At 51.1% G+C, this 26,046-nt stretch carries 30 protein-coding genes; 21 read left to right on the top strand and 9 right to left on the bottom strand.

All coding sequences use genetic code 11. The annotated features are described in order from the left end of the window. The first annotated feature begins 172 nt into the window (after nt 1-172). From LKE13_RS01540 to LKE13_RS01585, 10 genes are all read left to right on the top strand, one after another. Complete coding sequence (locus LKE13_RS01540; RefSeq protein ID WP_227947927.1) at nt 173-3,112, top strand: helicase-related protein; 2,940 nt, start codon at nt 173-175, stop codon at nt 3,110-3,112. A gap of 3 nt (nt 3,113-3,115) precedes the next feature. Next, entirely contained in the window at nt 3,116-3,526 is a 411-nt protein-coding gene (locus LKE13_RS01545; RefSeq protein ID WP_227947928.1) for an RNA-binding S4 domain-containing protein, read from the top strand. A gap of 27 nt (nt 3,527-3,553) precedes the next feature. Next, entirely contained in the window at nt 3,554-4,045 is a 492-nt protein-coding gene (locus LKE13_RS01550; RefSeq protein ID WP_227947929.1) for a hypothetical protein, read from the top strand. 26 nt (nt 4,046-4,071) lie between these two features. Then, entirely contained in the window at nt 4,072-4,761 is a 690-nt protein-coding gene (locus LKE13_RS01555; protein ID WP_227947930.1) for a fumarylacetoacetate hydrolase family protein, read from the top strand. Nucleotides 4,762-4,882: 121 nt separating this feature from the next. Beyond that, the gene (locus LKE13_RS01560; protein WP_227947931.1) at nt 4,883-5,242 is read left to right on the top strand and encodes a hypothetical protein; all 360 of its coding nucleotides are present in this window, start codon (nt 4,883-4,885) and stop codon (nt 5,240-5,242) included. A 312-nt stretch (nt 5,243-5,554) separates the two neighbouring features. Then, nucleotides 5,555-6,280 carry a hypothetical protein gene (locus tag LKE13_RS01565; protein WP_227947932.1) on the top strand — a complete coding sequence of 242 codons (726 nt, stop codon included), beginning with the start codon at nt 5,555-5,557 and terminating at the stop codon, nt 6,278-6,280. A gap of 75 nt (nt 6,281-6,355) precedes the next feature. Further along, a complete protein-coding gene (locus tag LKE13_RS01570; RefSeq protein WP_227947933.1) occupies nt 6,356-7,045 on the top strand; it encodes a glutathione S-transferase in 690 nt (229 codons plus the stop codon). Then, on the top strand, nt 7,035-7,532 hold the full coding sequence (locus tag LKE13_RS01575) for a DUF1643 domain-containing protein (RefSeq protein ID WP_227947934.1): 498 nt from the start codon (nt 7,035-7,037) through the stop codon (nt 7,530-7,532). The genes LKE13_RS01570 and LKE13_RS01575 overlap by 11 nt, the downstream gene beginning before the upstream one ends. 13 nt (nt 7,533-7,545) lie before the next feature. Further along, nucleotides 7,546-8,124 carry a thymidine kinase gene (locus LKE13_RS01580; RefSeq protein WP_227947935.1) on the top strand — a complete coding sequence of 193 codons (579 nt, stop codon included), beginning with the start codon at nt 7,546-7,548 and terminating at the stop codon, nt 8,122-8,124. A gap of 96 nt (nt 8,125-8,220) precedes the next feature. Continuing rightward, complete coding sequence (locus LKE13_RS01585; protein ID WP_227947936.1) at nt 8,221-8,694, top strand: hypothetical protein; 474 nt, start codon at nt 8,221-8,223, stop codon at nt 8,692-8,694. A 2-nt stretch (nt 8,695-8,696) separates the two neighbouring features. Here LKE13_RS01585 and LKE13_RS01590 read toward each other — a convergent pair whose 3' ends face one another. The 4 genes from LKE13_RS01590 to LKE13_RS01605 all read right to left on the bottom strand — a co-directional run bounded on the left by LKE13_RS01590 (nt 8,697) and on the right by LKE13_RS01605 (nt 13,389). Next, a complete protein-coding gene (locus tag LKE13_RS01590) occupies nt 8,697-9,833 on the bottom strand; it encodes an acyl-CoA dehydrogenase family protein (protein ID WP_227947937.1) in 1,137 nt (378 codons plus the stop codon). Nucleotides 9,834-9,846: 13 nt separating this feature from the next. Continuing rightward, nucleotides 9,847-11,043 (bottom strand): acyl-CoA dehydrogenase family protein, encoded by a 1,197-nt coding sequence (locus LKE13_RS01595; RefSeq protein ID WP_227947938.1) that lies wholly within the window; start codon nt 11,041-11,043, stop codon nt 9,847-9,849. Nucleotides 11,044-11,215: 172 nt separating this feature from the next. Further along, on the bottom strand, nt 11,216-12,814 hold the full coding sequence (locus tag LKE13_RS01600; protein ID WP_227947939.1) for a rhodanese-like domain-containing protein: 1,599 nt from the start codon (nt 12,812-12,814) through the stop codon (nt 11,216-11,218). Then, on the bottom strand, nt 12,811-13,389 hold the full coding sequence (locus tag LKE13_RS01605; protein ID WP_227947940.1) for a hypothetical protein: 579 nt from the start codon (nt 13,387-13,389) through the stop codon (nt 12,811-12,813). The genes LKE13_RS01600 and LKE13_RS01605 overlap by 4 nt, the downstream gene beginning before the upstream one ends. A 94-nt stretch (nt 13,390-13,483) precedes the next feature. Between LKE13_RS01605 and LKE13_RS01610 the strand changes: the two genes are divergently transcribed. Then, nucleotides 13,484-14,947, top strand: a complete 1,464-nt coding sequence (locus LKE13_RS01610; RefSeq protein ID WP_265334745.1) for a M20 family peptidase — start codon at nt 13,484-13,486, stop codon at nt 14,945-14,947. Nucleotides 14,948-14,953: 6 nt separating this feature from the next. On the opposite strand, the gene LKE13_RS01615 is transcribed toward LKE13_RS01610, so the two are convergent. Then, a complete protein-coding gene (locus LKE13_RS01615; RefSeq protein WP_415776477.1) occupies nt 14,954-15,202 on the bottom strand; it encodes a ParB N-terminal domain-containing protein in 249 nt (82 codons plus the stop codon). A gap of 101 nt (nt 15,203-15,303) precedes the next feature. Between LKE13_RS01615 and LKE13_RS01620 the strand changes: the two genes are divergently transcribed. Continuing rightward, nucleotides 15,304-15,492, top strand: a complete 189-nt coding sequence (locus LKE13_RS01620; protein ID WP_227947942.1) for a DUF1508 domain-containing protein — start codon at nt 15,304-15,306, stop codon at nt 15,490-15,492. Nucleotides 15,493-15,498: 6 nt separating this feature from the next. Here the strand turns inward: LKE13_RS01620 and LKE13_RS01625 are convergent, their stop codons facing one another. Continuing rightward, on the bottom strand, nt 15,499-16,155 hold the full coding sequence (locus LKE13_RS01625) for a cation transporter (protein WP_227947943.1): 657 nt from the start codon (nt 16,153-16,155) through the stop codon (nt 15,499-15,501). A 152-nt stretch (nt 16,156-16,307) separates the two neighbouring features. Here LKE13_RS01625 and LKE13_RS01630 point away from each other — a divergent pair, with 152 nt between their 5' ends. From LKE13_RS01630 to LKE13_RS01645, 4 genes are all read left to right on the top strand, one after another. Next, the gene (locus tag LKE13_RS01630; protein ID WP_227947944.1) at nt 16,308-16,718 is read left to right on the top strand and encodes a PaaI family thioesterase; all 411 of its coding nucleotides are present in this window, start codon (nt 16,308-16,310) and stop codon (nt 16,716-16,718) included. 7 nt (nt 16,719-16,725) lie between these two features. After that, the gene (locus LKE13_RS01635; protein ID WP_227947945.1) at nt 16,726-17,670 is read left to right on the top strand and encodes a threonine/serine dehydratase; all 945 of its coding nucleotides are present in this window, start codon (nt 16,726-16,728) and stop codon (nt 17,668-17,670) included. Between the two features lie 90 nt (nt 17,671-17,760). Further along, nucleotides 17,761-19,479 carry a long-chain-fatty-acid--CoA ligase gene (locus LKE13_RS01640; protein WP_227947946.1) on the top strand — a complete coding sequence of 573 codons (1,719 nt, stop codon included), beginning with the start codon at nt 17,761-17,763 and terminating at the stop codon, nt 19,477-19,479. 29 nt (nt 19,480-19,508) lie between these two features. Next, entirely contained in the window at nt 19,509-20,060 is a 552-nt protein-coding gene (locus LKE13_RS01645; protein ID WP_227947947.1) for a 3'-5' exonuclease, read from the top strand. A 305-nt stretch (nt 20,061-20,365) separates the two neighbouring features. Here LKE13_RS01645 and LKE13_RS01650 read toward each other — a convergent pair whose 3' ends face one another. Then, nucleotides 20,366-20,572: a hypothetical protein gene (locus LKE13_RS01650; RefSeq protein WP_227947948.1), complete on the bottom strand. Its 207-nt coding sequence runs from the start codon at nt 20,570-20,572 to the stop codon at nt 20,366-20,368. A 108-nt stretch (nt 20,573-20,680) separates the two neighbouring features. Beyond that, a complete protein-coding gene (locus LKE13_RS01655) occupies nt 20,681-20,983 on the bottom strand; it encodes an SCP2 sterol-binding domain-containing protein (protein ID WP_227947949.1) in 303 nt (100 codons plus the stop codon). Nucleotides 20,984-21,178: 195 nt separating this feature from the next. On the opposite strand from LKE13_RS01655, the gene LKE13_RS01660 reads away from it, so the two are divergent. Together LKE13_RS01660 and LKE13_RS01665 are read left to right on the top strand one after the other, a co-directional pair. Beyond that, nucleotides 21,179-22,054, top strand: a complete 876-nt coding sequence (locus tag LKE13_RS01660) for an SDR family oxidoreductase (protein WP_227947950.1) — start codon at nt 21,179-21,181, stop codon at nt 22,052-22,054. Further along, complete coding sequence (locus LKE13_RS01665; RefSeq protein WP_227947952.1) at nt 22,051-23,211, top strand: acyl-CoA dehydrogenase family protein; 1,161 nt, start codon at nt 22,051-22,053, stop codon at nt 23,209-23,211. The genes LKE13_RS01660 and LKE13_RS01665 overlap by 4 nt, the downstream gene beginning before the upstream one ends. Before the next feature lie 103 nt (nt 23,212-23,314). Here the strand turns inward: LKE13_RS01665 and LKE13_RS01670 are convergent, their stop codons facing one another. After that, nucleotides 23,315-23,839, bottom strand: a complete 525-nt coding sequence (locus tag LKE13_RS01670) for an EF-hand domain-containing protein (protein ID WP_227947953.1) — start codon at nt 23,837-23,839, stop codon at nt 23,315-23,317. Nucleotides 23,840-23,996: 157 nt separating this feature from the next. Here LKE13_RS01670 and LKE13_RS01675 point away from each other — a divergent pair, with 157 nt between their 5' ends. The 3 genes from LKE13_RS01675 to LKE13_RS01685 are packed head-to-tail and all read left to right on the top strand — an operon-like array spanning nt 23,997 to nt 25,997. Then, nucleotides 23,997-24,626, top strand: a complete 630-nt coding sequence (locus LKE13_RS01675; protein ID WP_227947955.1) for a TetR/AcrR family transcriptional regulator — start codon at nt 23,997-23,999, stop codon at nt 24,624-24,626. A 37-nt stretch (nt 24,627-24,663) separates the two neighbouring features. Then, on the top strand, nt 24,664-25,098 hold the full coding sequence (locus LKE13_RS01680) for an acyl-CoA thioesterase (RefSeq protein WP_227947956.1): 435 nt from the start codon (nt 24,664-24,666) through the stop codon (nt 25,096-25,098). After that, nucleotides 25,095-25,997, top strand: a complete 903-nt coding sequence (locus LKE13_RS01685; RefSeq protein WP_227947957.1) for an acyl-CoA thioesterase — start codon at nt 25,095-25,097, stop codon at nt 25,995-25,997. The genes LKE13_RS01680 and LKE13_RS01685 overlap by 4 nt, the downstream gene beginning before the upstream one ends. Nucleotides 25,998-26,046 lie beyond the last annotated feature (49 nt).

Consider the following 26,046-nt stretch of genomic DNA (forward strand, 5'->3'; position numbering starts at 1 on the left):
TACAATAATGCGAATTTATAGCCGGAAGGCGAGACATTTTTGACATAATGCTTACATATAAAACGTCTTACGATATGCCGTGCCATGTAAGTTTTTCCTGTTCTCGGCAGGATGGCTGCGTATAAATTAAAGTTGAGGACGTTATCCCCCTCACCCACAAATCAGGTTTGCAATGCGCCGTATTTCCCCCCGCAATTTTAAAACAGGTCAGGTAACGGCTATTCTAGGCCCGACCAATACGGGCAAAACGCATCTCGCGGTAGAACGGATGATGGGGCATGCGGACGGTATCATCGGCCTTCCTTTGAGATTGCTGGCGCGAGAGGTCTATGAACGTGTTGTTGCCCAAAAGGGCGCGGCAAACGTGGCCCTTGTGACCGGCGAGGAAAAGATCATCCCACCGCAAGCCGCCTATTTTATCTGTACTGTGGAAGCCATGCCGCTGGACCGCGGCTTTGAATTTCTGGCCGTGGATGAGATCCAACTCGCTGAAGATCCTGAACGCGGTCATATCTTCACAGACCGCCTGCTCTATGCACGCGGCCGCGAAGAAACTCTCTTTCTAGGTGCGGAGACAATCCGACCGTGGATAAAGCGCCTGATCCCGGAGGCGTCCTATATCTCCCGCCCGCGATTCTCAAAACTTGTCTATCGTGGCGCGAAAAAAATATCCCGGCTTCGGCCGCGCACGGCGATTGTCGCTTTTTCCTCTAACGATGTTTATGCCATCGCCGAATTGGTACGGCGACAGAGAGGCGGTGCCGCCGTCGTGATGGGCAGTCTATCCCCGCGGACACGTAACGCACAGGTCGAGCTTTATCAATCGGGCGATGTGGATTATCTCGTGGCGACGGACGCGATCGGCATGGGCCTTAACATGGATATCGACCATGTTGCCTTCGCTGGCACGGTCAAGTATGACGGCGCCATGTCTCGCCGTCTTCGCCCGGCGGAATTTGCCCAAATCGCTGGCCGCGCAGGACGTCATATGAACGATGGCACCTTCGGCACCACCGCCAATGTCGAGCCTCTGGAAGATGAACTCATAGAAAAAATCGAAAGTCATAATTTCGATCCAGTTAGTCAGATACGATGGCGCAATCTGGATCTCGAATTTACGACGGCCCGCGATCTCTTGAGGTCGCTTGAAAGGCTTCCCGGGATTGATGGCATGGTCTTACCCCGGGAGCCGGATGACCATAATGCGTTCAAGACGCTGATCAAGGATGAGGAGGTGCGCCGCCATTCACAGACGATGCCGGGCGTCCGTCAGTTATGGCAGGTCTGCCAGATACCGGATTTTCGCAAAACGATGCATGATGTTCATGTTCGTCTGCTGCGAGAAATATTCATGCACCTGCAAGGACCGACCGGAAAACTCCCTCCAGATTGGGTTTCCGGACATCTGAAAAGTCTGGAAAAAATTGATGGCGATATAGACACACTTGCAACACGTATTGCCCATACGCGCACTTGGACGTATATTTCCCATGTTTCCGATTGGATGGACGACTATAAATACTGGCAGGAAACGGCGAGAAATATAGAAGATAAATTGTCAGACGCTCTTCATGAGCGGTTGACACAAAGATTTGTAGACAGACGCACCGCAATGTTGGTGCGAAAACTGAAAGACCGAAGTCAATTGGAAGCACAGATAAGCGAGACCGGGGAAGTCCATGTTGAAGGACATTTTCTGGGCACCCTCTCAGGTTTGAGATTTAACGCCGATACCAGCCTGAATAATACCGAGGCCAGAACGCTCCGAAATATCGGAAACAAGGCTGTCGCTGCGGAAATTGCCGCGCGGGCGGCTCAGCTTGCCGCTGCGCAGGATGCCGATATTACCCTTGATTCAGAGGGCAAACTATTGTGGCAGGACACCCAAATAGCGAGCCTTGTCAAGGGAGAGACTTTTCTGAAACCTCGCGTCCAGTTGCTCGCGAGCGAGCAGTTAAATGGCAGCGCGCAGGATGCAGTCTCCAAGCGATTAAATGACTGGATCTTAGCTCAAATCGAAACCCGACTGAAACCGCTTGTACAGCTCGAAACGCTGCCACTCACCGGCGCGGCGCGGGGAATCGCCTTCCAGGTCAGCGAGAATCTAGGTGCAATGCCGCGCTATAAACTTGGTGATCAGATTCGCCTTCTGGAGAAAAAAGACTACGGCCGATTGAAGTTTGGCGGCATTCGAGTGGGGTACGAGCATGTTTTTATGCCAATCCTGTTAAAGCCTGACCCAACCGCGCTTCGTTGTCTTTTATGGTCAATCTATCAGGAGCGCACTGAAATTCCGCCCGCCCCGCCCGCTGGCCGTGTTTCGTTTGAAACTGATGGCAGACTTCCCTGGACCTATTACCTTATCGCAGGCTATGCGGTTTTCGATACGCTGGCAGTTCGGGTGGATATGCTGGACCGGCTCGCCGGATTGCTGCGTCGGGCATCTCGCGGCTTGTTCGAAGAAGCAGAACCCAAGAAAGAGACGAGCGACGCGCCAACGGCACCACAAGAAGAGGCCGCCACCGAAACGGATGTAAAAGAAACCGAAGCCGAAAAGGCAGAGATACTTTCGCATTCGATGGATACAGAGATCGCAAAGACTTCTCCCGCGCCAGAACAGCCAGCGGATGAGGCTCAACCCACGCCTGAGGTAACTGTAGCGCCGAGTGAGACACCGGAATCAGCCACCCCCGCAGTAACCACTTCGGAAGAGCCAGCCTCAACTGCAGCTACGCCTCAGGAAGTAAAGCCTGCAGCAGCAGGGACGAATGATCAAAAGAAAAAGGATCTGCCACGCAATCTGCCGTTCAAACCAACGCATGAAATGCTTTCTCTCGTTGGGACCACGCGGGAGCAATTCTCGCTCATCCTTGATAAGCTCGGCTATGTCGCTGAAGGCGAAGGAGATGATCTTACCTATCGTAGAAAGTCCTTCAAAAAGAAAAAGAAAGGCCCAAAAACGGACCGCAAGGACAGGCCACAAGCCCATGCGAAGAAGGGAACCCAGAAACCTAATGACAAACGTTCTGCGCAAAAGCGGCCGCAACCGAAACCCAAGGAAATTGATCCAGATTCGCCTTTTGCGATTCTCAAGACACTCGGTAAAAAGTAGCGCATGATAGAAGGTGGAGGACCCGCAACTGCCAGCATTCGTGTTGATAAATGGTTATGGTATGCGCGGTTCTTCAAAAGTCGATCTATCGCAGCAAAGCTTGTTCAGTCCCGCAAGCTCCGCATCAACAGCATAATCGTTTCAAAGGCAAGTACGGCGGTAAAGGCGGAAGACGTTCTCACGTTCGCGCAGGGTAAAAACATACGTGTAATCCGTATTTGTGATCTCGGCACCCGTCGAGGGCCCGCCCCGGAAGCCCAATCTCTTTATGAGGATCTGGCGCCCCTGGAAAAAAAGACGACAGAAACAGACCCTGCCATCTCCCCCGTGGCGAAACGCGACAGCGGAGCGGGAAGGCCGACAAAAGCGGATCGACGAGCGCTTGACAAATTGCGCTCAAACGCCGAGGAATGAGCCAGATTCTTCGCGAAGGAGACCACGGTGACACGCCAGAATAATATTGCTCAATACATTACAACCTGGAACACGGACGATACAGGCTATTTCAAGGTTGCACGCGTCCTCTTGAACGAAACGAATGATGCCCGAAAGTTGGAAGCCGAGGCCAAGAGAGCCGCGCGGGACATCGAGGCGGAGGTGATGTATGCCTGGGATCTTGGCACTCCGAAAAGCGATGCCTGGTGGCTCGGCTGGGGGGGCTTTGATCTTGAAGAAGATATTCCGTTCTTCGCTGCGATGACAAAGGCCGAAGTGCAGGAAAAAATCAAGACGTTCGATCCGAAAGATAACGAGTTCGAGTGCGGCAGCATCGATGAGTATAAAGAAATGTTATTCAACGCCTATGATGAGGAATTGACTGCGGAAGATCTGACCCGTGGCTTTGAGGATTGGTTTAAAGCGCTCGATGAAGCGGCGCAGAAGACCTTGCTCAAAGACCTCCAGAGTTGGCAACGAAATTCAGAAGAAAAGTAAACTCTCCTCAAGAAAGTCCTCCCGTCATGGCCTATGTTTTTGACCCGATAGAAACCCCGACAGTTACTGTAGCGGGTACCGATCGCCGTTTTCCGGTAAGACGTATTTTCTGCATCGGCCGCAATTACGCGGAACATGCCCGTGAAATGGGAGGTGACCCTGACCGCGAACCACCCTTTTTCTTTACAAAGCCAGCGGATGCCGTCGTAGAGAGCGGCGCTGAAATCCGGTTTCCCAAGATCACAAAAGACCTTCATCATGAAGTTGAGTTGGTCGTTGCCATTGGCAAAAAGGGAGAAAATATCCTCGCAAGCGCCGCGAAGAAACATATCTTCGGTTATGCCGTCGGCATCGATCTTACCCGCCGAGACCTTCAGAAATTTGCTAAAGAGAAGGGGCGGCCATGGGATAGCGGCAAGGCGTTTGATCAATCCGCCCCCTGCAGTGTGATTACACCCGCCTCAGAATTAGCAGATATTGAGTCTGCGAAAATCTGGCTGACTGTAAACGATGAGATTCGTCAATCTGCAACCATCGCGGACCTTGTCTGGTCAATCGAGGAAGTGATTGCGGCCCTTTCGGAGGCGTTTATCCTGATGCCGGGCGATCTGATCTACACTGGCACCCCCGCAGGCGTGGGCCCCTTAAGTCCCGGCGATCATATAACCGGGCATGTTGACGGTTTGGCCCCTATTGACGTCACGCTAACGCCATAGTTCTCCGACATTCGATCAACAATTTATTTGACTAGTCGGAACTCCACGATACATAGAAAAATAAAGCTAATTCCGACTTCTGCGCCAATGCGCGCCAAAGCAAACTTTATACAGGTGATCAATGCAGAACTTTCGAAATATTGTGACTTGTGGAGTAGCGTTGTTCGCTATTGCGTCATGCACGAGCAATAACGAATATCTCCAAAAGAGTATTGCCGCATTCGGTCCAAAAGATTGCAAACCAGTCGTTGAGCAACAAATCGATAGATTGAATATTGAGCGGAGCAAAATTTCAAAGATCGAGTATCTGACATATTACATTTCCGAGAGCGATGCTGGCGAAGAGTATAACTATCAGGGCTGGCTGAGCTTCAACAGCTGCAAAGGTAATTTCGTCGTTGATATGAATAAGTCATGCCAAATCGAGAGAACATATCTTATGGGAAATTGCAGGATGGAAGATATCGTTGCCCAGAAATAAATTTGGCACGGCGCGGTCGGAAAGCTGATTCGTGTTAACCATAACCTTATGAAAAATCAGTGTTTTTCTTCTGGGATAGCCAAACAGAAGAATATTTTTGTAGGTCTAGAGGATATTTTTCTTACATTTTTGAAATTTTCACCAATTTTATCGAAATTTTGGCCGAAATTAACCATAAAACTTAGTTTTTTGGTGGTTTCTGTACAAATTTCCCGTTAAAATCCTAAAAGTGATCCAAAACTATTTATATCGGTTTAATAGAAACAGGATTGCAACCAATCATTCGAGAATGAGACGGGAAAAGCGCATCATATGAGTTTCGCTCGCCACAATCGTGGAAGGCCTCTCTTCAGCCAGACTGACATTGTGTCAGCGCGGGAACGCGCGTTGATTGCTGAAAACAGGCAGCTGCGTGAGAGGAATGAACGACTGAAGAACGCGATGCTTACGCTCGTCGAGCGGGTTGAGATGCAACTGCCATATCTCAAAGAAAACACCGCGACATTTGAACAATCAAAAGCGACCAATTCAAACCAGCAGAAGTCAGGCAAGCATGCTTATCGGGAGCGGTCCCGGCGGTATCGATATTCTCCTCCTCCCAAAATGGAGATTTATGAAACCTTCGAGGAACCGATCGAATTTGGTGAGCCTGCCCCACAAATGCGCTTTCGGTCGAACACGACATCACGCCAGGAAAAGCCAACGGCGCGCGCGCCTTATAAAACGGAAAGCCCCTCTGCGGATTATTTCATTTCGCCCGAGCTTGCACCGGAAGAAATTGATATCCTTAAGTCGCCAACCCGCAAGCGACCCCGCAAGAGGCCCGCTCAGCGCGAAACAGTTGATGTCGTAGATCTACATCCCGCCAAAGAAACTGGCGCTGACAAAAACGAATGGTATGAATCAGGCGCGGCCAGCCCATCTGAAATTCCAGCTTTCGAATTTCCGGAAGAGGAAGAAATTATCGATATCGATTTCGAGCGCCGGGAAACGCTGCGCGCAGCCATGCGTCGGCGAGTAAATCGCCTACGCTGGTAAATCCCGAGAAGTTTCGCTATTCTCGACCCCCACTGTGATTTCATCCGTGGCAAACGCATATTCTGAAATACTGACATGTCCCAACTCGCCGATCGCCCAGAGGAAATTTCTCTGCCTGTTCTTTATAGTTTCCGCCGCTGTCCCTATGCGATGCGGGCGCGTATGGCGATTGCCTACTCTGTCGCGACGGTTGAACTGCGCGATATATTATTGAAAGACAAGCCAGCAGAGATGGTTGCCGCAAGCCCCAAAGCCACTGTTCCCGTGCTGACGCTGCCGGATGGCAGCGTGTTGGAGGAAAGCCTGGATATCATGCTCTGGGCGCTCGCGCAGAACGATCCAGATGGATGGCTCCCTGAGGATGCAGCTACTCGTGAGGAGATCTTCGCCTTGGTCGAGGAAAATGACAGCCCGTTCAAGTCGAGTCTCGACCGGTATAAGTACCATGTTCGCTTTCCTGAAAAATCACGCGAAGATTACCGGCAGGACGGAGAGGCTTTTTTTCATAAGCTTGAGAAACGATTGGCAGATCATCCGTTTCTGGTGTCGACTAAGGTCACTCTCGCGGACATTGCTATTTTCCCTTTCATTCGGCAATTTGCGAATACCGACATCGACTGGTTTAACACAGCCCCTTATCCTCACTTGCAACGCTGGCTTGCCAGATTTCTTTCCTCAGATCGCTTCGCCTATATCATGAAGAAGCGGCCCATCTGGGTGAAAGGAATGGCGGGCGAATTATTTCCAGTTCCCGATGCAAGCTGAATTTTTTGGAGAGTCCGGGGCGGACTTCAGCCCCTGCGGAGCCTATCGCTATCGACTGTGGCGTCGATGGAGGGATGGGCCGAGCGTTGCCTTTATCATGCTTAACCCCTCCACCGCCGATGAATTCCGCAACGATCCTACCATCGAAAGATGCCACCGCCGCGCCGTCGATATGGGATATGGCGCCCTTGAGGTCGTTAATATCTTCGCCTATCGCGCAACGGACCCGAGGGAGCTTAAAAAATACGCTCACCCGATAGGTCCAAATAATGATGCCACCCTTCTGGAAACCGCGAGTAGGGCGGATATGGTGATTTGTGCTTGGGGTGGACACGGAAATCATCGGGACCGCCATACGGAGGTTCAGCGCCTGCTGAAAGAGCAAAAGATAATGCCGCATGTCCTGGCGCTTACCCAGAAAGGACTGCCCGGCCACCCCCTCTATCTGCCTTATTCACGGCAACCCGTCCCCTGGACAGATTTTTAGGATCAGAACTGCTATGGCGAAGCTGTATTTCAACTATTCCACCATGAATGCCGGAAAGTCGACCACTCTCCTGCAATCGAGCTTCAATTATCAGGAACGGGGAATGCGTCCCTTTCTCTTTACTGCCGCGCTTGATGATCGCTATGGAGTTGGAAAAATCTCCTCCCGCATCGGCCTGCAGGCGGAAGCGAGTCTTTTCTCAGCAGAAACCGATCTTTTGAAGGTCATTGAGGAAGAATTAGAGAACCAGCTGATCGACTGCGTCATGGTGGATGAAGCCCAGTTCCTGACCAAGGGTCAAGTGTTCCAGCTTTCGGAAATTACGGACAAACTCAAAATCCCGGTTCTCGCCTATGGGCTTCGGACGGACTTTCAAGGCAATCTATTTGAGGGGAGCCAGTACCTCCTCGCCTGGGCGGATGAACTTCGGGAATTGAAGACCATCTGCCATTGCGGCAAGAAAGCCACCATGGTGATCCGCGTCAGCGAAGACGGACAACCCGTCCGGGAAGGCGCACAAAAAGAAATCGGTGGCAACGACCGCTACGTCGCCCTCTGCCGCCTGCATTTCAAGAAAGCTACGCAAAACTGAGAGCATGATCTGCACCTCATGAATTCTCAAAATCTAAAATTGCAATAAAATCCCATGCTATACTATCATGAGTAATAGTATTAGCAGGGAGAAAGTATGCGATATCTTATAATTCTGGTGGGGTTTCTTGTTCTGGTTTCTTGCGCAGACAAAGGCAACGAAACTGGCGAGCCTTCCATTAAAATGACAGGCGATCCCACGACCGATGCGATTTATAATGAATTGATGGCAAGAATATTAGGAAGCAAGATAAGTTCGGTAAACAACAACTCTAATAATAGACCCGGACAAATAAACTCTTATAGAAATGGTATAGCTAGAACGCATAAAGCGCTGGCTGCTTGTTTGCTATGGGATGAAAAGAATTTACAAGTACCTTATAAGTTCTGGAACTCATCTGGCTCATCAGATTGGAGCTATTCATCCTTCCAAGCGCTGGATAACTGCGATAAACATAAGTTGCAAAAAATCTATGATTGCAAATGCCAGCTTATCGATCATGACGATGTGAATGTGTTGGAAGTACCGGAAGATTATCGAGCGGCCTATGACCGCTCGAAATCGACTTAAAATCAGCTGGCCAGCGCAGCGTATTTCTTGAAGTGGTAATCGGTGTTGCCGAACAACATTTCAAGAGTCGTCAGGCGCTTAAAATAATGGCCAATGGAATATTCGTCCGTCATGCCCATACCGCCATGCAGCTGGATTGATTGCTGACCGACAAACTTTGCGGCCTGCCCCACTTGTGCCTTGGCGGCGGCAACCGCCTTGCGACGCTCTGTTGCATCATCAAGGTCCAGCTTCATCGCCACCATATCGGACATGGATTTGGATTGCTCCGCCTCCATATACATATCGACCATGCGATGCTGTAGCACCTGGAACTTGCCGATCGGAGTGCCGAACTGCTTGCGTTCCTTCAGATATTCATTGGTGATATTGTTCGCGGCCTGCATTGCCCCCACGGCTTCAGCGCAGAGCGCAGCAATGGCCTGATCAACTACTTTTTCAATAACCGGGAAAGCCGCACCTTCCTCACCGAGCAGGGCATCAGCACCAACCTTAACATTCTCAAGCTTGATATCAGCGGCTCTCTGGCCGTCAATCGTACGATAATCACGACGACTTACACCATCGGAGTTATTATCAACAACAAAGAGTGAGATACCGCTCTCATCACGGGAGCCACCGCTAGTACGGGCCGAGACAATAATCTTGTCCGCCGTCGTGCCGTGATAGACAACGGCCTTATGACCGTTCAGTACATAGCCGTCGCCCGATTTGGTTGCCGAGGTTTCAACATCATTCAGATCAAAACGCGACTGCGGCTCCGCATATGCGAACGCAAGCATCATATTACCTTCGATGACTTGCGGAATAATCGCCTCGATCTGGGCCTCGTTGCCCGCTTCGGCAACAAGGCCTCCGCCAAGAATGACAGTGCTCAGGAATGGCTCCAGCACGAGGCCACTGCCCATATTCTCCATCATGATCGCTGTCTCAACGGCCGTGCCGCCAAATCCGCCGACTTCTTCCGGGAATGGGAGGCCCAACCAGCCTAGTTCCGCCATCTTTTTCCAATGGTCCCGGCTGAATCCGAGCTCCGTATCCGCGAGTTTCGCGCGTGCCTCGGCCGAATAGTTATCCTTCACGAACCGTTCGACACTGTCTTTGAGCATGTTCTGCTCATCGGAAAGTTCAAAATCCATTTTATAGTTATCCTTATAATCCCAGAACCATTTTGGAGACGATATTACGTTGAATTTCATTACTGCCGCCGTAAATCGTGGAGGCGCGCAAGTACAAATGCTCGGCCATCGGGCCATGCGCATAATCCGGCCCGACCGGGGCTTCATTACGGCCTTCGTAAGCGCGCTCAGCCTCATAGGGTGCGCCATACATGCCAAGGGATTCAACCAGTAAACCAGTCAACCGCTGCTGAATTTCCGACCCCTTGATTTTAAGAAGAGACGGTTCCGCCGAAAGCTGCTTACCACTGGCGATCATCGAGAGATATCGAAGCTCCGTATATTCAAGTGCCATCAAGTCAACTTCGATGCGTGTCAGCTTGTTGTTAAAATCCGTATCCTCAGCAAGCGGGCGTCCACCGCTGAGTTCAGTTTTTGCGATCTCCTTAAGCCGTTCAACCTGCCGTTTGGATCGGGCGACACGGGCAATGCCTGTCCGCTCATTCCCCAGCAGGAATTTGGCATAAGTCCAGCCCTTGTTCTCCTCACCAATGCGGTTGGCAACAGGAACCCTTACATCCTCAAAGAAGACTTCATTCAGACTGTGTTCCTTATCAATCACGGTGATTGGCTTAACGGTAATTCCCGGTGTCTTCATATCGATCAACAAGAAGGAAATGCCTTCTTGTTGCTTGACCGAGCTATCGGTGCGGACAAGGCAAAATATCATGTCCGCATATTGCGCGTAAGAGGTCCATATTTTCTGACCATTCACAATATAGTCGTCGCCATCACGAACCGCCTTCGTCTGGAGAGAGGCAAGGTCTGAACCCGATCCCGGCTCCGAATAACCCTGGCACCACCAGTCATCGGAATTTAGGATACGCGGCAAATACTTATCCTTCTGCTCCTGGTTACCGAAGGTATAAATCACCGGGCCAACCATGCTGACCCCGAACGGCGTCGCAATTGGGGCCGAAGCATGCCCGAACTCTTGCGAGGCGATGTATTTCTGTGTGAAGGTCCAGCCGGTACCGCCATACTCAACGGGCCAGTTCGGCGCCATCCATCCCTTTTCGTTTAGAATCTTCTGCCATCTGACTTGCCCTTCCTTAGTCGGATGCAGGCCGCGATCACATCGATCCTTAACGTCCGCCGGCAACGAAGTTGCGAGAAACTCTCTCACTTCATCACGAAACGCCAGATCTTCTTTACTAAATGATAAATCCATCGGGTTCTCCATTATTGTCATGGGTTTCTATAGGCCCATTTTTACCCCATGCTAAGACGGGTTTTTCTTCTTTGCAAGCGCAGCCTTCAGTATGTCGCTCCACCTTTCACAAGGCAAGTGTTCCCTTACGTAAACGGAAACAATGCCACACCTTAATTTGGCCAATCCATATTCAAAATTTCCGAAATCGGGCAAGTCCATCGCGTTCAATCTGCTGCACTAAACCAACTTCCCAGTCCAGATATTCCTGCATCCGACGCCTAATCGCCTCCGGGTCGTTCGTATCATAAGGCTTATACCAAACATCATCCGTACGGCTTAACAGGTTCGTTTCACCGCTCTCCATAGCGAGAGACGCGCTTGCCCACGCATTCGTTCCACCGTCAAGAACACGGACGATGGTTTGTGGACGCAACCGTTCAACTTCCGGCGCAGCAAGATGGGCTAGGTCTCCATCAGGGGATGTCAGGACAATTAATCCGACCGCCGGGATAAAAATGTGATCTTCCGCCAAACGCGCCCGAATTGTCCAATTGGCACCCGGAACATGACCGCTTCGGTATTCGAGAGAACTGGCCAAGTCAATCACAGCCACCGCCTCACCAGATGCCAGCACCGCATCGAGCTCCAGCGCGGAAAGAACCGGCGCTTTGGTGATTTCGGATATAGGCGCAGGCCCGCTTTCCGCCATATCCGCATCCGTCGCGGTATATACATAGACGTCAGGCCAATCCATCTGGATCAGCCAGGAGGCCGTCATCACGCCGCGCACGGCATCATCATCGATCAGCACGATCCGGCTATTGCGGATGCCGACATATTCATCCGTTGCCTGAACCAACTGACCTCCCGGCGCATGACGCGCGCCCGGAATATGTCCGGCAAGAAACTCTTCTTCACTTCGCACATCCAGCAAGTAAAAGCTGCGCTCTTCCGTATTCAGCTGTAATGACCGAAACGCGGCTTGATCTATCCTTTTAACACCGAAGCGGGCAGCAACTTCTTTTGCCGACTGCTGACTGCGCGCGAGAGCCTGTTCCCCCGGCGAAGGAGCAATCTTATCTTCCCGATGGGCCAAATCCAGACCAGCCAAATGCCATCCCATAGTCCCGTCTTTCAATGCAGCAATCGGGTTTTTCACTCCCGCATTGATCAAGGATTGTGCACCAATAATGCTGCGGGTCCGGCCTGCGCAATTTACTACTATCTGAGTTTCTTCATCCCCAACCGTTTCATACACACGATGGACCAACTCTGCCCCCGGCATATCCACGCCGCCCGGTATAGACATGCGATGAAATTCAGGGAAAGGGCGGCTATCGAGAACAAAAATCTTCTCCCCCGCGTCTCGCCTCGCCGCCAAATCGGCGGCATTAATATGCGGCGTACCGTAAGTTTCTTCGACGAATTCACCGAACGCCTTGCTCGGCACATTAACACCGGAAAATAACTCGTAGCCAGCATCATGCCACCCGACAACGCCGCCTTCCACTAGGAATAAATTGCTAAACCCAAGTTCCTGGAGTTTTTCTGCAGCTCGCTCACCAAGCGGCAACTCCGGCCCCTGATCGAGAATATAGATTGGAGCCGATTTGCGCGGGAGCAACGCATTGGCCCTCAGTTCCAATTTACTGAGTGGCAGAGGAACGGCGAAATAAGGGTGCCCTTCGGAATGAACCCCATGCTCCCGCACATCGATGAGGGCGTACTCCTCCACGTTTTTCTTCATAATCGTGCGGAGAGCCGTCGGGGTAATTGTTTTGAAACTCAATTGCGTGCCTCACGGATATCTGTATGAGCGGGAAAAACTTTCCATTCCTTCGTATTGTTGTTCCAGAAGTTTCGTCCGTGCAATTGCTCAAGGCCAAGCCCGTACATATGGAAATTCAGGACCGGCTTGTCGGCCTCGATATGGATGGTATGGATTTCATCGGGAAGCATGGTCACACCTGTTCCCTGCTCCACCACATGGCTGGCAATTTGCTCAACCCCGTCCGGCACTTTTTTATAGAAACGGTTCTCCTCCTGCCCCTCAATTCCCACAATAACAGCCCATGTTGTGTGATCATGCGGCGGGGCATTTACCGATCCATCGGCGACGTTGAGATAAAGCGCAAACCCATGATCATCATCCTCAGACAGCCGATAGAGGCAGCTGCGGCGCTTGGAATCTGCGCCCGGTGGCGGAAAATCCTCAATCGAAAAAAGCTCCTTTCGACTGGCAAGTCCTATCAATTCTGCCCTGATATCGCCTAGCACCGCTTTCGTTATTTCCTGATTTTCCGCGGTCTGCCGAATTCTATCAACAGTATCTTTTACTGCGCTTTTGCGTTCTTCCTGCGCCATTATCTCACTCCCATTTTTTATTTGCCTTTATATTTACCATCCTGCACCCTTCAGGAAAAGGATTACCGCTAAAAATTCGAACAGGAGAGCTATTATGATGTTCAAGAAAATTGGTCTTTTTGTTGTCATCGTAATTGTTGTCCTGATCGGAGTAATGACATTTAACACCTTCACGAATACGGCAGACGACCCTATTTTCGAAGTGGTTGAGATGCCCGCAATCGACACCAATGCAGTCGCGGCGCGCCTCTCCGAAGCAGTTCGCATTAAGACCATCTCCACCGATGTCGGCGATCCTCCGGCAAGCGCGGAATTTGACCAGCTGCATCTTTTGATCACCAGCGCGTTTCCCCTTGTTCATGAGAATCTGAAGCGTGACGTGGTCGGGGATCATAGCCTGCTATATAGCTGGGAAGGCAGCGATACAAGTCTGCCGCCGGCGCTGCTGATGGGCCATATGGATGTGGTCCCGGTCGAACCCGGCACAGAGGGAGACTGGGAAGAAGATGCTTTCTCCGGTGCGATCAAGGACGGGAAAATTTGGGGGCGCGGCACGCTAGATGACAAGTTGTCCGTTTTTGCCATTTTGGAGGCAGCCGAACTTCAATTGGCCGCAGGCTTCAAACCTAAGCGTACGCTCTATTTCGCTTTCGGCCATGACGAGGAAATTGGCGGAGAAAATGGCGCGGGGAAAATCGCGGACTTGCTTGAAGAGCGCGGCGTCAAGCTTGCCTTCACGCTGGATGAAGGCATGGTGATTGTCCAAGGAATGATGCCCGGCGTAGAGGAACCAATTGCCTTTATTGCGCTTGCAGAAAAAGGATATCTTACCCTGAAGCTGACGGCCACGACGGAAGGCGGGCATTCCTCTATTCCTCCCAAAACAACAGCGATCGGGAAAATCGCGCGAGCTATCACCCGGCTTGAAGAAAATCGTTTTCCTGCGGCCCTCAACAGCCCAGCCTCTGACATGTTTGATACACTCGCGCCACATATGGGATTGCCGTTGAAGGCCATCATTTCGAACCGCTGGTTGCTTGATCCTCTGCTGGTCAGCGAGCTTGGTAAGGGCGGCGCGACAAACGCCATGGTCCGCACCACCACAGCCATCACCATTACAGAGAGCGGCACGAAAGATAATGTCCTCCCATCGACTGCCACGGCGACCGTTAATTTCCGCCTGCTCCCGGACACCAGCATTGATGATGTTGTTGATCACGTCACGAAGGTGGTGGACGATCCGGATATTAAAATCTCCGTCAAGCAGGGTAACGAGCCGTCACGAATTTCCAGTAAGTCGGGAGAGGGTTATCAACTGATCGAAAAAACTATTCGTGAAACACTACCCGATGTGCTGGTATCACCCGGTCTGATGCTGGCCGGATCGGACAGTAAACATTATGAAACCATCGCCGAGAACAGCTACCGCTTCCTGCCCATGCGCTTCGGCCCGGACGATCTTTCGCGGGTGCATGGCACGAATGAGCGGATTTACATCGATAGCTATGTCGAGATCATCCAATTCTATCGCCGGCTTTTGGAGAATACCGGAGGCTAAGTCGTATCAGTGCCGCCGTGCCTGAACGATAACTGCGTCTATACTTTCTTCCCCAAGCGCCTTGATCGCCTCCAGACGATGCAATCCTTCAATCAGGACATAGCGATCCTGGCCGAGGCGGACCTGTATCGGTGATTTCTGGCCATTCTCCAATATATCCTCCGCCAGCGCGTCGACACGCGCCATGTCGAGAAGTTTACGGGCCTTGCTCGTAACATAAATCTTCTCGGTCTCGATAACGACGGTCTTCATCACGGCTCCAATTCAAGGAAAAATATATAGTGGCCACACTCTCAATATCTCACAAATCACTGTTTGGCGCGTCTAAATTTATATTTAGCGAATGGAGAAATGTTATGAAAATTACAGGCGACAGAGATAAGTGGGAATTTTATCAGGATCACAATGAAAAGCATCATAAATGGCGCTGGCGCCGCACAGCATCGAATGGACGAATTGTTGGCGCCTCCACGCAAGGGTACGCGGAAAAGGAAGAATGCGTGGAGAATGCCGAACGGAACGGCTTTGTGAAATCGTCCGGGTAGATCTGCCTAGTTCAAGGAGGAGGGCACCGGACGCGGGTTGTCCTCCTCGCGAATTTCACCAAGCGCCTGGCGGATCACCACCCAGGCACCCTGCAAGGCGAGGAACGCCATTATCGCGGCAACGATAAAATCCGGCCAGCCCGTTCCAGTGCCGAAGACTCCCCCAGCGGCAATCAGAACAGCAATATTACCAAGCACATCATTACGGGTGCAAAGCCAGACGGATCGCATATTGCTATCCCCTGCCCGATAGGACCATAAAAGGATAAAAACAGCGGCGTTGGCAATTAGGGCAACCGTACCCACGACACCCATGGTCATGGCGCCCGGTAATGTCCCGGAAATAACATGCGTAATGACATTCCCGATTACCCAAATCCCGAATACAGCCATGACCAAGCCCTTGAACAAGGCGGCCTTCGCCCGGACGCGCAGAGCCATGCCTAAAACGAAGAGGCTAATTGCGTAATTTCCCGCATCACCCAGAAAATCAAGCGCATCAGCCTGAAGCGAGGCAGAGCCCGCCGCCAGACCTGCAAGTATCTCAACCAGGAACATCCCGCCGTTGACAATCAAGGCAAGCCACAGAACCAACCGGTATCGGCCGGTTTGCAGCTCCGCCCCCTTGTCGAAATTGGATCCCCCACAGCAATTCGTGCTCATCTTCTGAACTTCCTTATATCAAGACAACACGTTAGCATTCCCTATCCCTCTCACGTCAAGGGTCCTCCTTTTAGTTGCTAATGCAGCAACTCTCTTGCGCAATGAACAATAATTGCGATACTAAAAAAGAAAAATGATAAAGAGTTCCCTGCATGACCAGTTCCTCAATTCCGGAAGGCTTCCGCCTTTATGGCGCACGAAGCCCCTTCACATCAAAAATTGGCCCCCTCTACTACAAAGCTGATGGCGACGACTTTATATATGGTTTTCTTGCAGAGGAAGGCCATACCAATAGCAATGGTGTCGTACATGGCGGCATGCTGTTCAGTTTTCTTGACGACATTCTAGGGCATATCGTCTGGCGCTCCCTCAACCAAAAGCGCTGCGCGACAATCTCCATGAATTGTGACTTTGTCGCATCCGCCAAACCGGGCGACTGGGTGGAAGCACGATCAGAAATCAGCCGCAAAGGCATGGCAGTAATCTTCATGCGCGGCGAACTACTGGTCAGGGGAGAGCGGATCCTGTCCGCTGACGGCATATGGAAAATTATCGGGAAGTAAGAGATACATGACCACGGAAATCTCGCTAGAAGCTATTGAAAGCGCCCGCAATCGGCTTGCTCCGCGCATCCGCCGAACACCTCAGATGATATTCACGCTAGATAGCGGACAGGAGGTATCGGCAAAGCTTGAGAATCTGCAGGTATCCGGATCCTTCAAAATTCGCGGCGCACTCAATACTGTTCTTGGCCTTTCGAAAGAAAAGTTGGAACGCGGCCTAGTCACGGCCTCTGGTGGTAATCATGGGATGGGTGTCGCAACTGCGGGCGCGATGACCGGAACGAAGACGACCATTTACCTGCCCGAAAACACGCCCCAATCCAAAGTCGACAAACTTCGGAAAATAGCGACGGAGGTTATTGTTTCAGGGTCGGTTTGGGATGATGCAAATGCCCTGGCCCTGACCGCGGCAAAAGAAGGAAAGCACTATGTTCACCCGTTTGCAGACACCAGTGTCATTGCCGGTCAGGGCACGATCGGCCTTGAAATACTGGAGGATGCCCCTGACCTCGATATCCTTCTGGTCGCCATCGGAGGCGGCGGCCTGATTTCAGGTGTGGCGTCGGCGGTGAAAGCAATTAATCCCAACATCAAGGTGATCGGCGTGGAGGCAATCGGTGCGCCCACTCTGAAAACAAGTCTTGATGCCGGAGAGCTCACTACGTTAGACAAAATTGAAACTAAGGCTAGTACGCTCGCCCCGCGTCGGTCAGAAGAAGTTAATTTTCGGATTATCTCCCGCCTCGTTGATGATATCCTCCTTGTCTCGGATGAGGACATGAAGAGAGCAGCGGAGTGGCTATGGCAGAACGTTGGTCTTGGCGTTGAACTATCTGCCGCCGCCGCAGTTGCGGCACTACAATCCGGACGGTTCTCCCCCGACCCTTCTGCGAAAACTGGCGTTATAATATGTGGCGCCGGACCCGACGGGTTTGACATTTCCGGAAAGTGAATTCTCTTCACACGGTTTCGATTGACCCTCCTTCCCTTGCGACGTAACCTGAGTTTAAACAGGGAATAATAATATGTTCTGGGGAGTTATATGTCTGAATTTCTATGGGAGAAGTCTTACCCAAAAGGGGTAAAATGGGAAATCGAAATCGAGGAAAAGCCGGTCTACAGCCTTCTCGATGAAGCCGTTAAAAAATGGCCCAACCAATATGCCATTGATTTCATGGACAAGCGGATCACCTATGCGGAACTCAATGACATGGTCGACCGAGCCGCAAAGGGTTTCCGTGAACTTGGCGTAAAGGAAGGGGTGCATGTCGGGCTGTACCTGCCAAACACACCTCATTACATTGTCTGCTTCTTCGGTATCCTGAAAGCGGGAGGCACGGTGGTCAACTATTCACCACTCGATGCAAAACGCGAATTGCGTCACAAGATTGAAGATAGCAATACGGATTTTATTGTTACACTTGATTTGGAAGTTCTTTATCCGAATATTGCGGCGATGTTGCAGGAGACCCGACTAAAGAAGATCATTGTTGGTTGTCTCAAGGAAGTTCTCCCATTTCCAAAGAATTTCCTGTATCCGTTGGTCAAATCAAAAGAGATTTCAAAAATACCGGCCGATGACAACCATCTCACATTCAAGCAATTGCTTGCCAATGATGGTCGTGGCGAGGCAAGCCCCGTTCCCGACCCATCGGAGCAGGTTGCGGTCTTGCAATATACCGGCGGTACTACAGGCCTTCCCAAGGGCGCTATGCTGACCCACAAGAACCTGATTGCGGCGTGTCAGCAACTGCGGGCGATGCAGCAGGGAGAAGATGCTGTCCTCATTGACGGAGCTGAAAAGGTACTTGCCGTTTTACCGCTTTTCCATATCTACGCTCTGACCGTCATTATGAATTTTGGGATTGCTGGCGGCGCAGAGATTATCCTTCATCCGAAGTTCGAGCTTGATGACGTGATGAAGGATATCGACAAGAAAAAGCCGACGATGTTTCCGGGCGTGCCCACCATGTATATGGCAATCGCCAACCATCCGGAGATTTCCAAATATGATCTGTCCTCCCTGAAATTCTGTGCCTCCGGCGGCGCTCCCTTGCCTGTCGAAGTACAGGATCTGTTCCAGAAGGTGACCGGATGTCGATTACTTGAAGGCTGGGGCATGACAGAAACATCCCCGTCTGGCACCTCCACACCAATGACGGACAAGCAGATTGCAGGTGCCGCAGGCGTGCCAGTCCCTGGCGTTGAAATTCGCATCCTTGATGTAGACGACAAGAGCAAGATCATGCCCACAGGAGAAATCGGAGAAATTACGATCAAGGGCCCGAATATCATGAAAGGCTATTGGAATAAACCCGAGGCCACAGAGGCGAGCTTCATCGGCGATTTCTTCCTGACCGGCGATACTGGTTTTATTGACGAAGAAGGGTATATGCATATCGTCGATCGGACCAAGGACATGATTACGTCTGGTGGCTTTAACGTATATCCGCGTATCATTGAGGAAGCCATATTTGAACACCCGGCCGTGGCCGAGGTGACAGTTGTCGGCATTCCCGATGATTATCGCGGAGAGTCAGCCAAAGCCTTTATCAAGCTAACACCGAGTGGCAAGGAATTCACTTTGGAAGAACTCCGCGAGTTTCTCGCAGATAAGCTGGGTAAGCATGAACTGCCAACGGCAGTGGAATTCCGGCCTGAGCTTCCAAAAACCCTGGTAGGTAAACTCTCCAAGAAAGAGCTTGTAGAAGAAGAAAAACTTAAATATGAGGCCCGCAAAAAGGCAGAAGCCTCTGCATGACTAGATGAAATGGAGCGCAAGAGGCGTGTATGAGTAAATTTCTTGCGATTGATTTTGAAACGGCGAATAACGCGCCAGATAGCGCCTGCGCCATCGGTCTTGTTCGGGGGGAAAATGGAAAAATTGTTCAAGAAGAATCTTTCCTGATCCGCCCGCCGAGCCCGGAATTCTTTTTCACTCATATCCATGGACTGACATGGGAACATGTAATGGATGCGCCTGATTTCGGATTGCTCTGGCCGGACATTGCGCCTCTATTCGAAGGTGTGGATTTTCTCGCTGCACATAATGCAGGCTTTGATTCGCGTGTGCTTAAAAGCTGCTGCTCCCTCCATGATCTCACAATGCCCCATCAGGAATTCACCTGCACGGTTAAGCTCGCCCGGGGCATGTGGGAGGTGCGGCCTACAAAACTTCCCAATGTTGCACATTTTCTGGGGCTGGACCTCAATCACCATGACGCCCTTTCCGATAGTCGGGCCTGCGCGAATATTGTCCTCGCCGCAGAGCGGGACGGATGGTCGTTTGATACAGGGTATGACAATGTCGGCGAGCGCTATATTGCCATTGATCAGATCTAAATTTCTCGAAATTATTGCGAATCGTTCTCAATATCTATTGACGGGATCGTTCGGCTAATATTTAATAATGCAAATCATTTGCAATATGGAAATGCCCGATGATCCGAATCAGATGCCTCTCACCCGCTGCAATGGCTTCTCTTCTCACAAAGACCGCAGAAGAACAACGTGCTGCCGGCAGACAGCCTTGCAAACATTTAAATGAAGGATTTGGAGATCCGCATATTTTATATTATGCCAAGGCACAAAAAGAAGGGCGGTCCCGGTAAACCCGGAACCGCCCTTAACTTTTCAATACGCTATATTCAGGCTGCAGCGCGTGTCGCGGCCTGGACTTTCTTCAACTGACGCCGGGCCGCGTGACGACCATGGGCTTTCAAATTCATTTTACGGGCTGCGCGCTGCTGATTGGACCGGCTGCTCTTGGTCAGTCCGCTCCCGCTTCCGCCGCCGCCTTTTTTACGGCTCTTGCCGCCCTGATTGCGGCCATTCCGTGCTGATCTCGCTGTCATGTGACTAGCTCCACTCGCTTCAAACTAAAATTCGAAGCGCCTTACATAATGGCTCATGGCCGAAAGGTACAGAAAAAATTTCACCTACAGGCGCAAATTTTCCAAATATCAGGAAAAAACGCTCTGTAGCTTCATAGCAATCCCCATATTACCAGCGATTTTCAGCTTACCCATCATAAAGGCGGTTGTGGGGTCCAGTTCACCTTTTGCCAAAGCTTCGAAATTCTCTTTCGTAATTGTAATGGTGCAATCGGCCTCTTCATCTTCATTAGAGATAGTGTTTGGCACAGACGCCGCATCGACGAAAACGATCCCGTCATCACCAAAATCGAATTTCAGCGTCGCATCCAGGCCACTATCCTCCCCAACACGTTCCCGCATGCCTTCAGTAATCTCTTCTAGCGTCGCCATCTTTCTTTTCCTTTCAGCATTAGACCAAAACTGTCTATAAATTAGGGTATAAGACCTACCTGGGTCCTCTACAATAAAATTGACGTTAACGTAAACGTCAACCCAAGGTCTGTCAAATGCTGATCCAGTGTGAGGCTGCAACGTCGGGGACCAAATGAAACGCAATAATAATAAAAAGAAGCGCGGGAGAAGTAGATGAGTTATCGATCAATTTATCGGCCGGGACTGTTTGACGGTCAATCCATTGTCATCACCGGTGGCGGCAGCGGGATCGGTCGCTGCACTGCGCATGAACTTGTCTCACTCGGGGCAAAGGTTGCGTTGGTCGGGCGCTCGCTGGAAAAGCTGGAAACGGTGCAGGCTGAATTGTCCGAAGCTGGTGGTGAGGCCACTATTCATACCTGCGATATCCGCGATGAGGAGGCCGTCAAAGCGACTGTTGCGGAAATCATCGCACAACAGGGCGCCATTCATGGCCTTGTCAATAATGCCGGAGGACAGTTCCCCGCCAAGCTTGAAGAAATCACGCTCAAAGGGTGGGATGCAGTCATCAAGACCAATCTCACCGGTGGATTCCTGTTCGCGCGGGAATGCTATGTCCAGTGGATGAAGGAAAACGGCGGCGGCCCAATCGTCAATATGGTTGCGGACATGTGGAATTCCATGCCGGGCATGGGCCATTCTGGCGCCGCGCGCAAAGGCATGGTGAGCTTCACCGAAACGGCGGCACTTGAATGGGCCTCGGCAGGCGTTCGAGTCAACGCTATCGCCCCCGGCATGATTGTCTCCTCCGGCATGGATACCTATCCGGATTGGTGGAAAGAAAGGGTGACGGCCCGCATTGCCTCCCACCCCGTGAAGCGAATGGGAACCGAATCGGAAGTTTCCGCTGGCATCATCTACCTGTTGTCTGAAGCGGCCTCTTTCATAACTGGGAGCTGCCTCCGCATTGATGGTGGCGCACCAAATATCCGCATGAACTGGGACATGCCGGACCACAAGAATAATAAAGCCTTCAATGGCTTTCATCTGACCGACATACCGGCTTTTTTGCGGGAGAATGAAGAGTGATTTACGGAACGGAGCATCAGGAGTTGATCCGCTCTCTCACTAAGTTTATTGATCATGAAATCAACCCATATGTCGATGAGTGGGAGAAAGACGGCGCCTTCCCCGCCCATGAGCTTTTCAAGAAGCTCGGGCAGCAGGGATTTCTTGGTGTTTGCAAACCGGAGGAATATGGCGGGCTTGGCTTAGATTATTCCTACAGCCTTGCCGTCTCCGAAACCCTCGGCCATATAAATTGCGGTGGCGTTCCCATGGCTATCGGCGTGCAAACCGATATGGCAACCCCAGCGATTGCCCGTTTCGGCTCCGACTATGTAAGGGAGACTTACCTCAAACCCGCCATCACCGGCGATTATGTTGCTTGTATCGGGGTCTCGGAACCCGGCGCAGGATCCGACGTTGCCGCCATTAAAAGCAATGCCCGCAAAGATGGCGATGATTACATCATCAACGGACAGAAAATGTGGATCACCAACGGCGCGCAGGCTGACTTTATGTGCATGCTGGTCAACACCAGCGATGGCCCCATGCATGAAAGCAAGTCATTGATAGTTGTGCCGATGGACAGCCCCGGCATCACTCTCGCCCGAAAGCTCGACAAGCTGGGCATGCGCTCATCAGATACGGCGCAGCTTTTTTTCGAGGATGTTCGCGTACCGCAACGGAACCTGATCGGGGAAGAAGGCAAAGGCTTCACCTACCAAATGATGCAGTTCCAGGAAGAGCGTCTCTGGGCCGCAGGCGCAGGCCTGAAGCCCCTAGAAAAGGCTATTAGTGACGTTATCGACTATGCCCAGAGCCGCGAGGCGTTCGGCAAACCGCTAATCGATAATCAGTATATCCATTTCCGTCTTGCGGAGTTGCTGACGGAAGTGGAACAGCTGCGCTCCCTCGCCTATCGGGCGGTATATAATTACGTGCGCGGGGAGGATGTGACAATGCTGGCCTCGATGGCGAAACTGAAAGTCGGACGCCTGACGCGCGAAATTGCCGATGCCTGCCTCCAATATTACGGTGGCATGGGATTCATGAACGAAACGCCTATCACACGGCTCTATCGAGACGGTCGCCTTTCCTCCATCGGTGGCGGTGCGGATGAAGTAATGCTCGGCATTATCTGCAAATATATGGATACCCTGCCCAAGCAGCGGCGAGGTTAGCGCAGATACATTCTGACGGCAGAAATCAAAAGACCCGCTCTTCCAATGGAGTAAAGAAGAGCGGGCCTCGCTTACGCGATGACAAGGGTATCGCGTCTAAAAATCAACTTTTTTTCTTACCGTGTTTTTTCGACCCCATTTTCTGGAGTTCATCCCCGGAAAGGACGCCGTCATTGTTGCTGTCGGCAGCCTCGAAACGTGCTTCTGATGCCGCGGCAAACTCTTCCTTGGTTACCGTACCATCTTTATCCTTATCGAGGATTTCAAGCATCCGGGAAGAATGGCGCTCCTTACGCTCTTCACGCTTCATTTCGTGAAAGGCGCGAGCTTCTTCCTTGTTGATGGTGCCGTTTCCATCCGCATCAATCTTGTCGAAGAATTCCTTCTTTTGAACAGTCATTTCTTCAACACTGATGGTGCCGTTCCCATCTTTATCCAGCTTTGAAAACCGCTCTGTGGATTTCGCGGTCATTTCTTCGAACGTGATTTCACCATCCTTGTTCGTGTCCAGCCGTTCAAAAATCCCGCCCTTATGCGGGCCTTTCGGTGCATCGTCCGTTGCGGCATAGGCAAGAGCGGGAATTGCCAAGGCGGCAATCACAGAACCAATAATAATCTTACGTTTCATTACTCAAGTCTCCTTCATTGGTTTGACTTACCTATTCAACGAACTCCGAAATATGTTTCCGTCGGAAAAAGAAAATTAATTTTTCAGGATATCTGAGAAAAATATATTGAACATAGTTCATTTATATGGATAATGTTTATTATTCGGAGGCACAGTTATGAATGACGTGCAAAAAAAGCGAAGGCGCGCTGAAAGTCTGGCGAAGTTCAAGCGGCAGCATATTCTTGCCGCAGCGCGCCGGATTTTCGACGCAGAAGGAACAAGCGGCCTCAATATGCGGGCCATTGCAAAGGAAGCCGGCTATTCACTAGGGGCAGCCTACAGCTATTTCCGCACCAAGGAAGAAATCGAAGTTGAATTACTAGCCGTCATTCTTGGCGAGGTGACACGCCATATCAAAGCAACCCTTCCGCACCAATCCGGCAACAGAGGCACGCAGGCATTCTCAATTTTTTCGACCTATTTTCGGGAGCGGCCGGAAACTCGCAGGCTCTTCCTTGTATCTATCGCCGGGTTAGGTGAGAAATCAGACGACATCCCTGCCTCCACTCGGAAAGAGCTGAACAGCCGTCTGCTTAGCCTGATGGGCCTGCTGGCAAATGATTTGCATCAACGGACTCCGGCCTCTGCCGCCCACGCTCAGGAGGAAACAACAGATTTCGTCACTTATCTGCTGGGACTGATGATACTCGAAAGCGGCAATTGCCTTAAATTGCTGAACCAAAACAGTCAAGAAATGGTCGACCGCCATGGTAAACGGATGCTATTAAGAGTGACCCAACAATAAGAACAACAAGTAAGTGTATGGACAGGAGCCCCCCTTAATGAGCGGTTATATGGAGAGCTATCGCGGTCAGGTACTGACGCGAGAATGCGATCTTCTGGGACATATGAATATTCAATATTACGGTTCCCGCATCAGTGTGGCGATGTGCAATATGTTTTATGTCATCGGCCTGGACCCTGAGGACTTGAAAAACGGCAAGCGAGGCCTCGCTGTTGTGCAGCAGGACTCCCGCTATGTCGCAGAGCTCCATGCAGGCGACATCATTCATATGGAAAGCGCGGTTGTTGGAAGTTCGGAAAAGACTGTTACCTTCGATCACCGTCTCTATGACAGTGCAACCGGTGCTCTTGTATTTTCGAGCAGGATGACATCAGCCTATATGGATCTTGAAAGCCGCAAGGCTATCTCCTTAAGCAACGCGATCCGACAAAAGGTCAATGATCTAATGACCAATGGGGAGGATGCAGCATGAACAAGCTTCTTTCTCTCTATCGCGGCGGTGTCGAGGCCTGGGAATGCGACCAGATGCGCCATATGAATGTGCAGTTTTATATGTCGAAAGCCTCCGACGCCTTTGCCCATCTACAAAATACGCTTGGTCTCTCCCCTGCGCTTATCCGCTCTACCCGCAAGGGCCTTCGATTCAAAACCATTCGTACGCAGTATAAATCAGAGGTGCATGTGGGCACGCCGCTCTATGGCCTCGGCGGTGTGCGGGAGGTATCGGGCGATCTGATTGTCGGCTTTATCCATATTTTCAATGCGATCAATGACGGGCTATCGGCGGTTTATGAATTTACCGCCGACTATGCGGACTATGACACGGACGCATCTCTGCCCCTGCCTGATGAGGTTAGGACAGCCGCAGAGGAGCTTGTAGATCCGCATACGGAGAGTTTTCAGCTAAAACCCTTCGCCGGCACTTTCATGCCGGACCGTCCGCTCAATCATATGTTTGACAGCGCGCGCGGTTCCGTGGATGTTTGGGAATGTGATCAGTTTGACCATATGGAGATGCGGCATATCGTAGGCTATTTCTCTGATGCAGCAACTCATATTATAAACGAAGTCGGTCTCACACGGGAAGTTATCCGTAGCCGCAATCTCGGGTCAGCGGCACTAGACTACCATTCGGAATTCCACGCACCGATCAGGAAGTCCACCGCGATCTTGCTTAAAAGCGGGCTTATCGACGCGGAGGGAAAGTTATTCCGTTTTGGCCATAACCTATTTGATATGGACACAGGCAAATTGGCAGTCACAACCACTGTCATTGGTTGCTATTTTGATATGGCAACGCGAAAATCCGTTCCCATTCCAAAAGAATTTACGGATTACCCTGCGGGTAAACTGCTTAAAGAGCAGATGTAAAGCACTTCTTAAGGAAAATAAAAAGCACCGAGACCTATTCGAAGCTTCG

Source organism: Sneathiella sp. HT1-7 (assembly GCF_020731145.1).
In the GTDB taxonomy this organism is placed as follows: Bacteria; Pseudomonadota; Alphaproteobacteria; order Sneathiellales; family Sneathiellaceae; genus Sneathiella.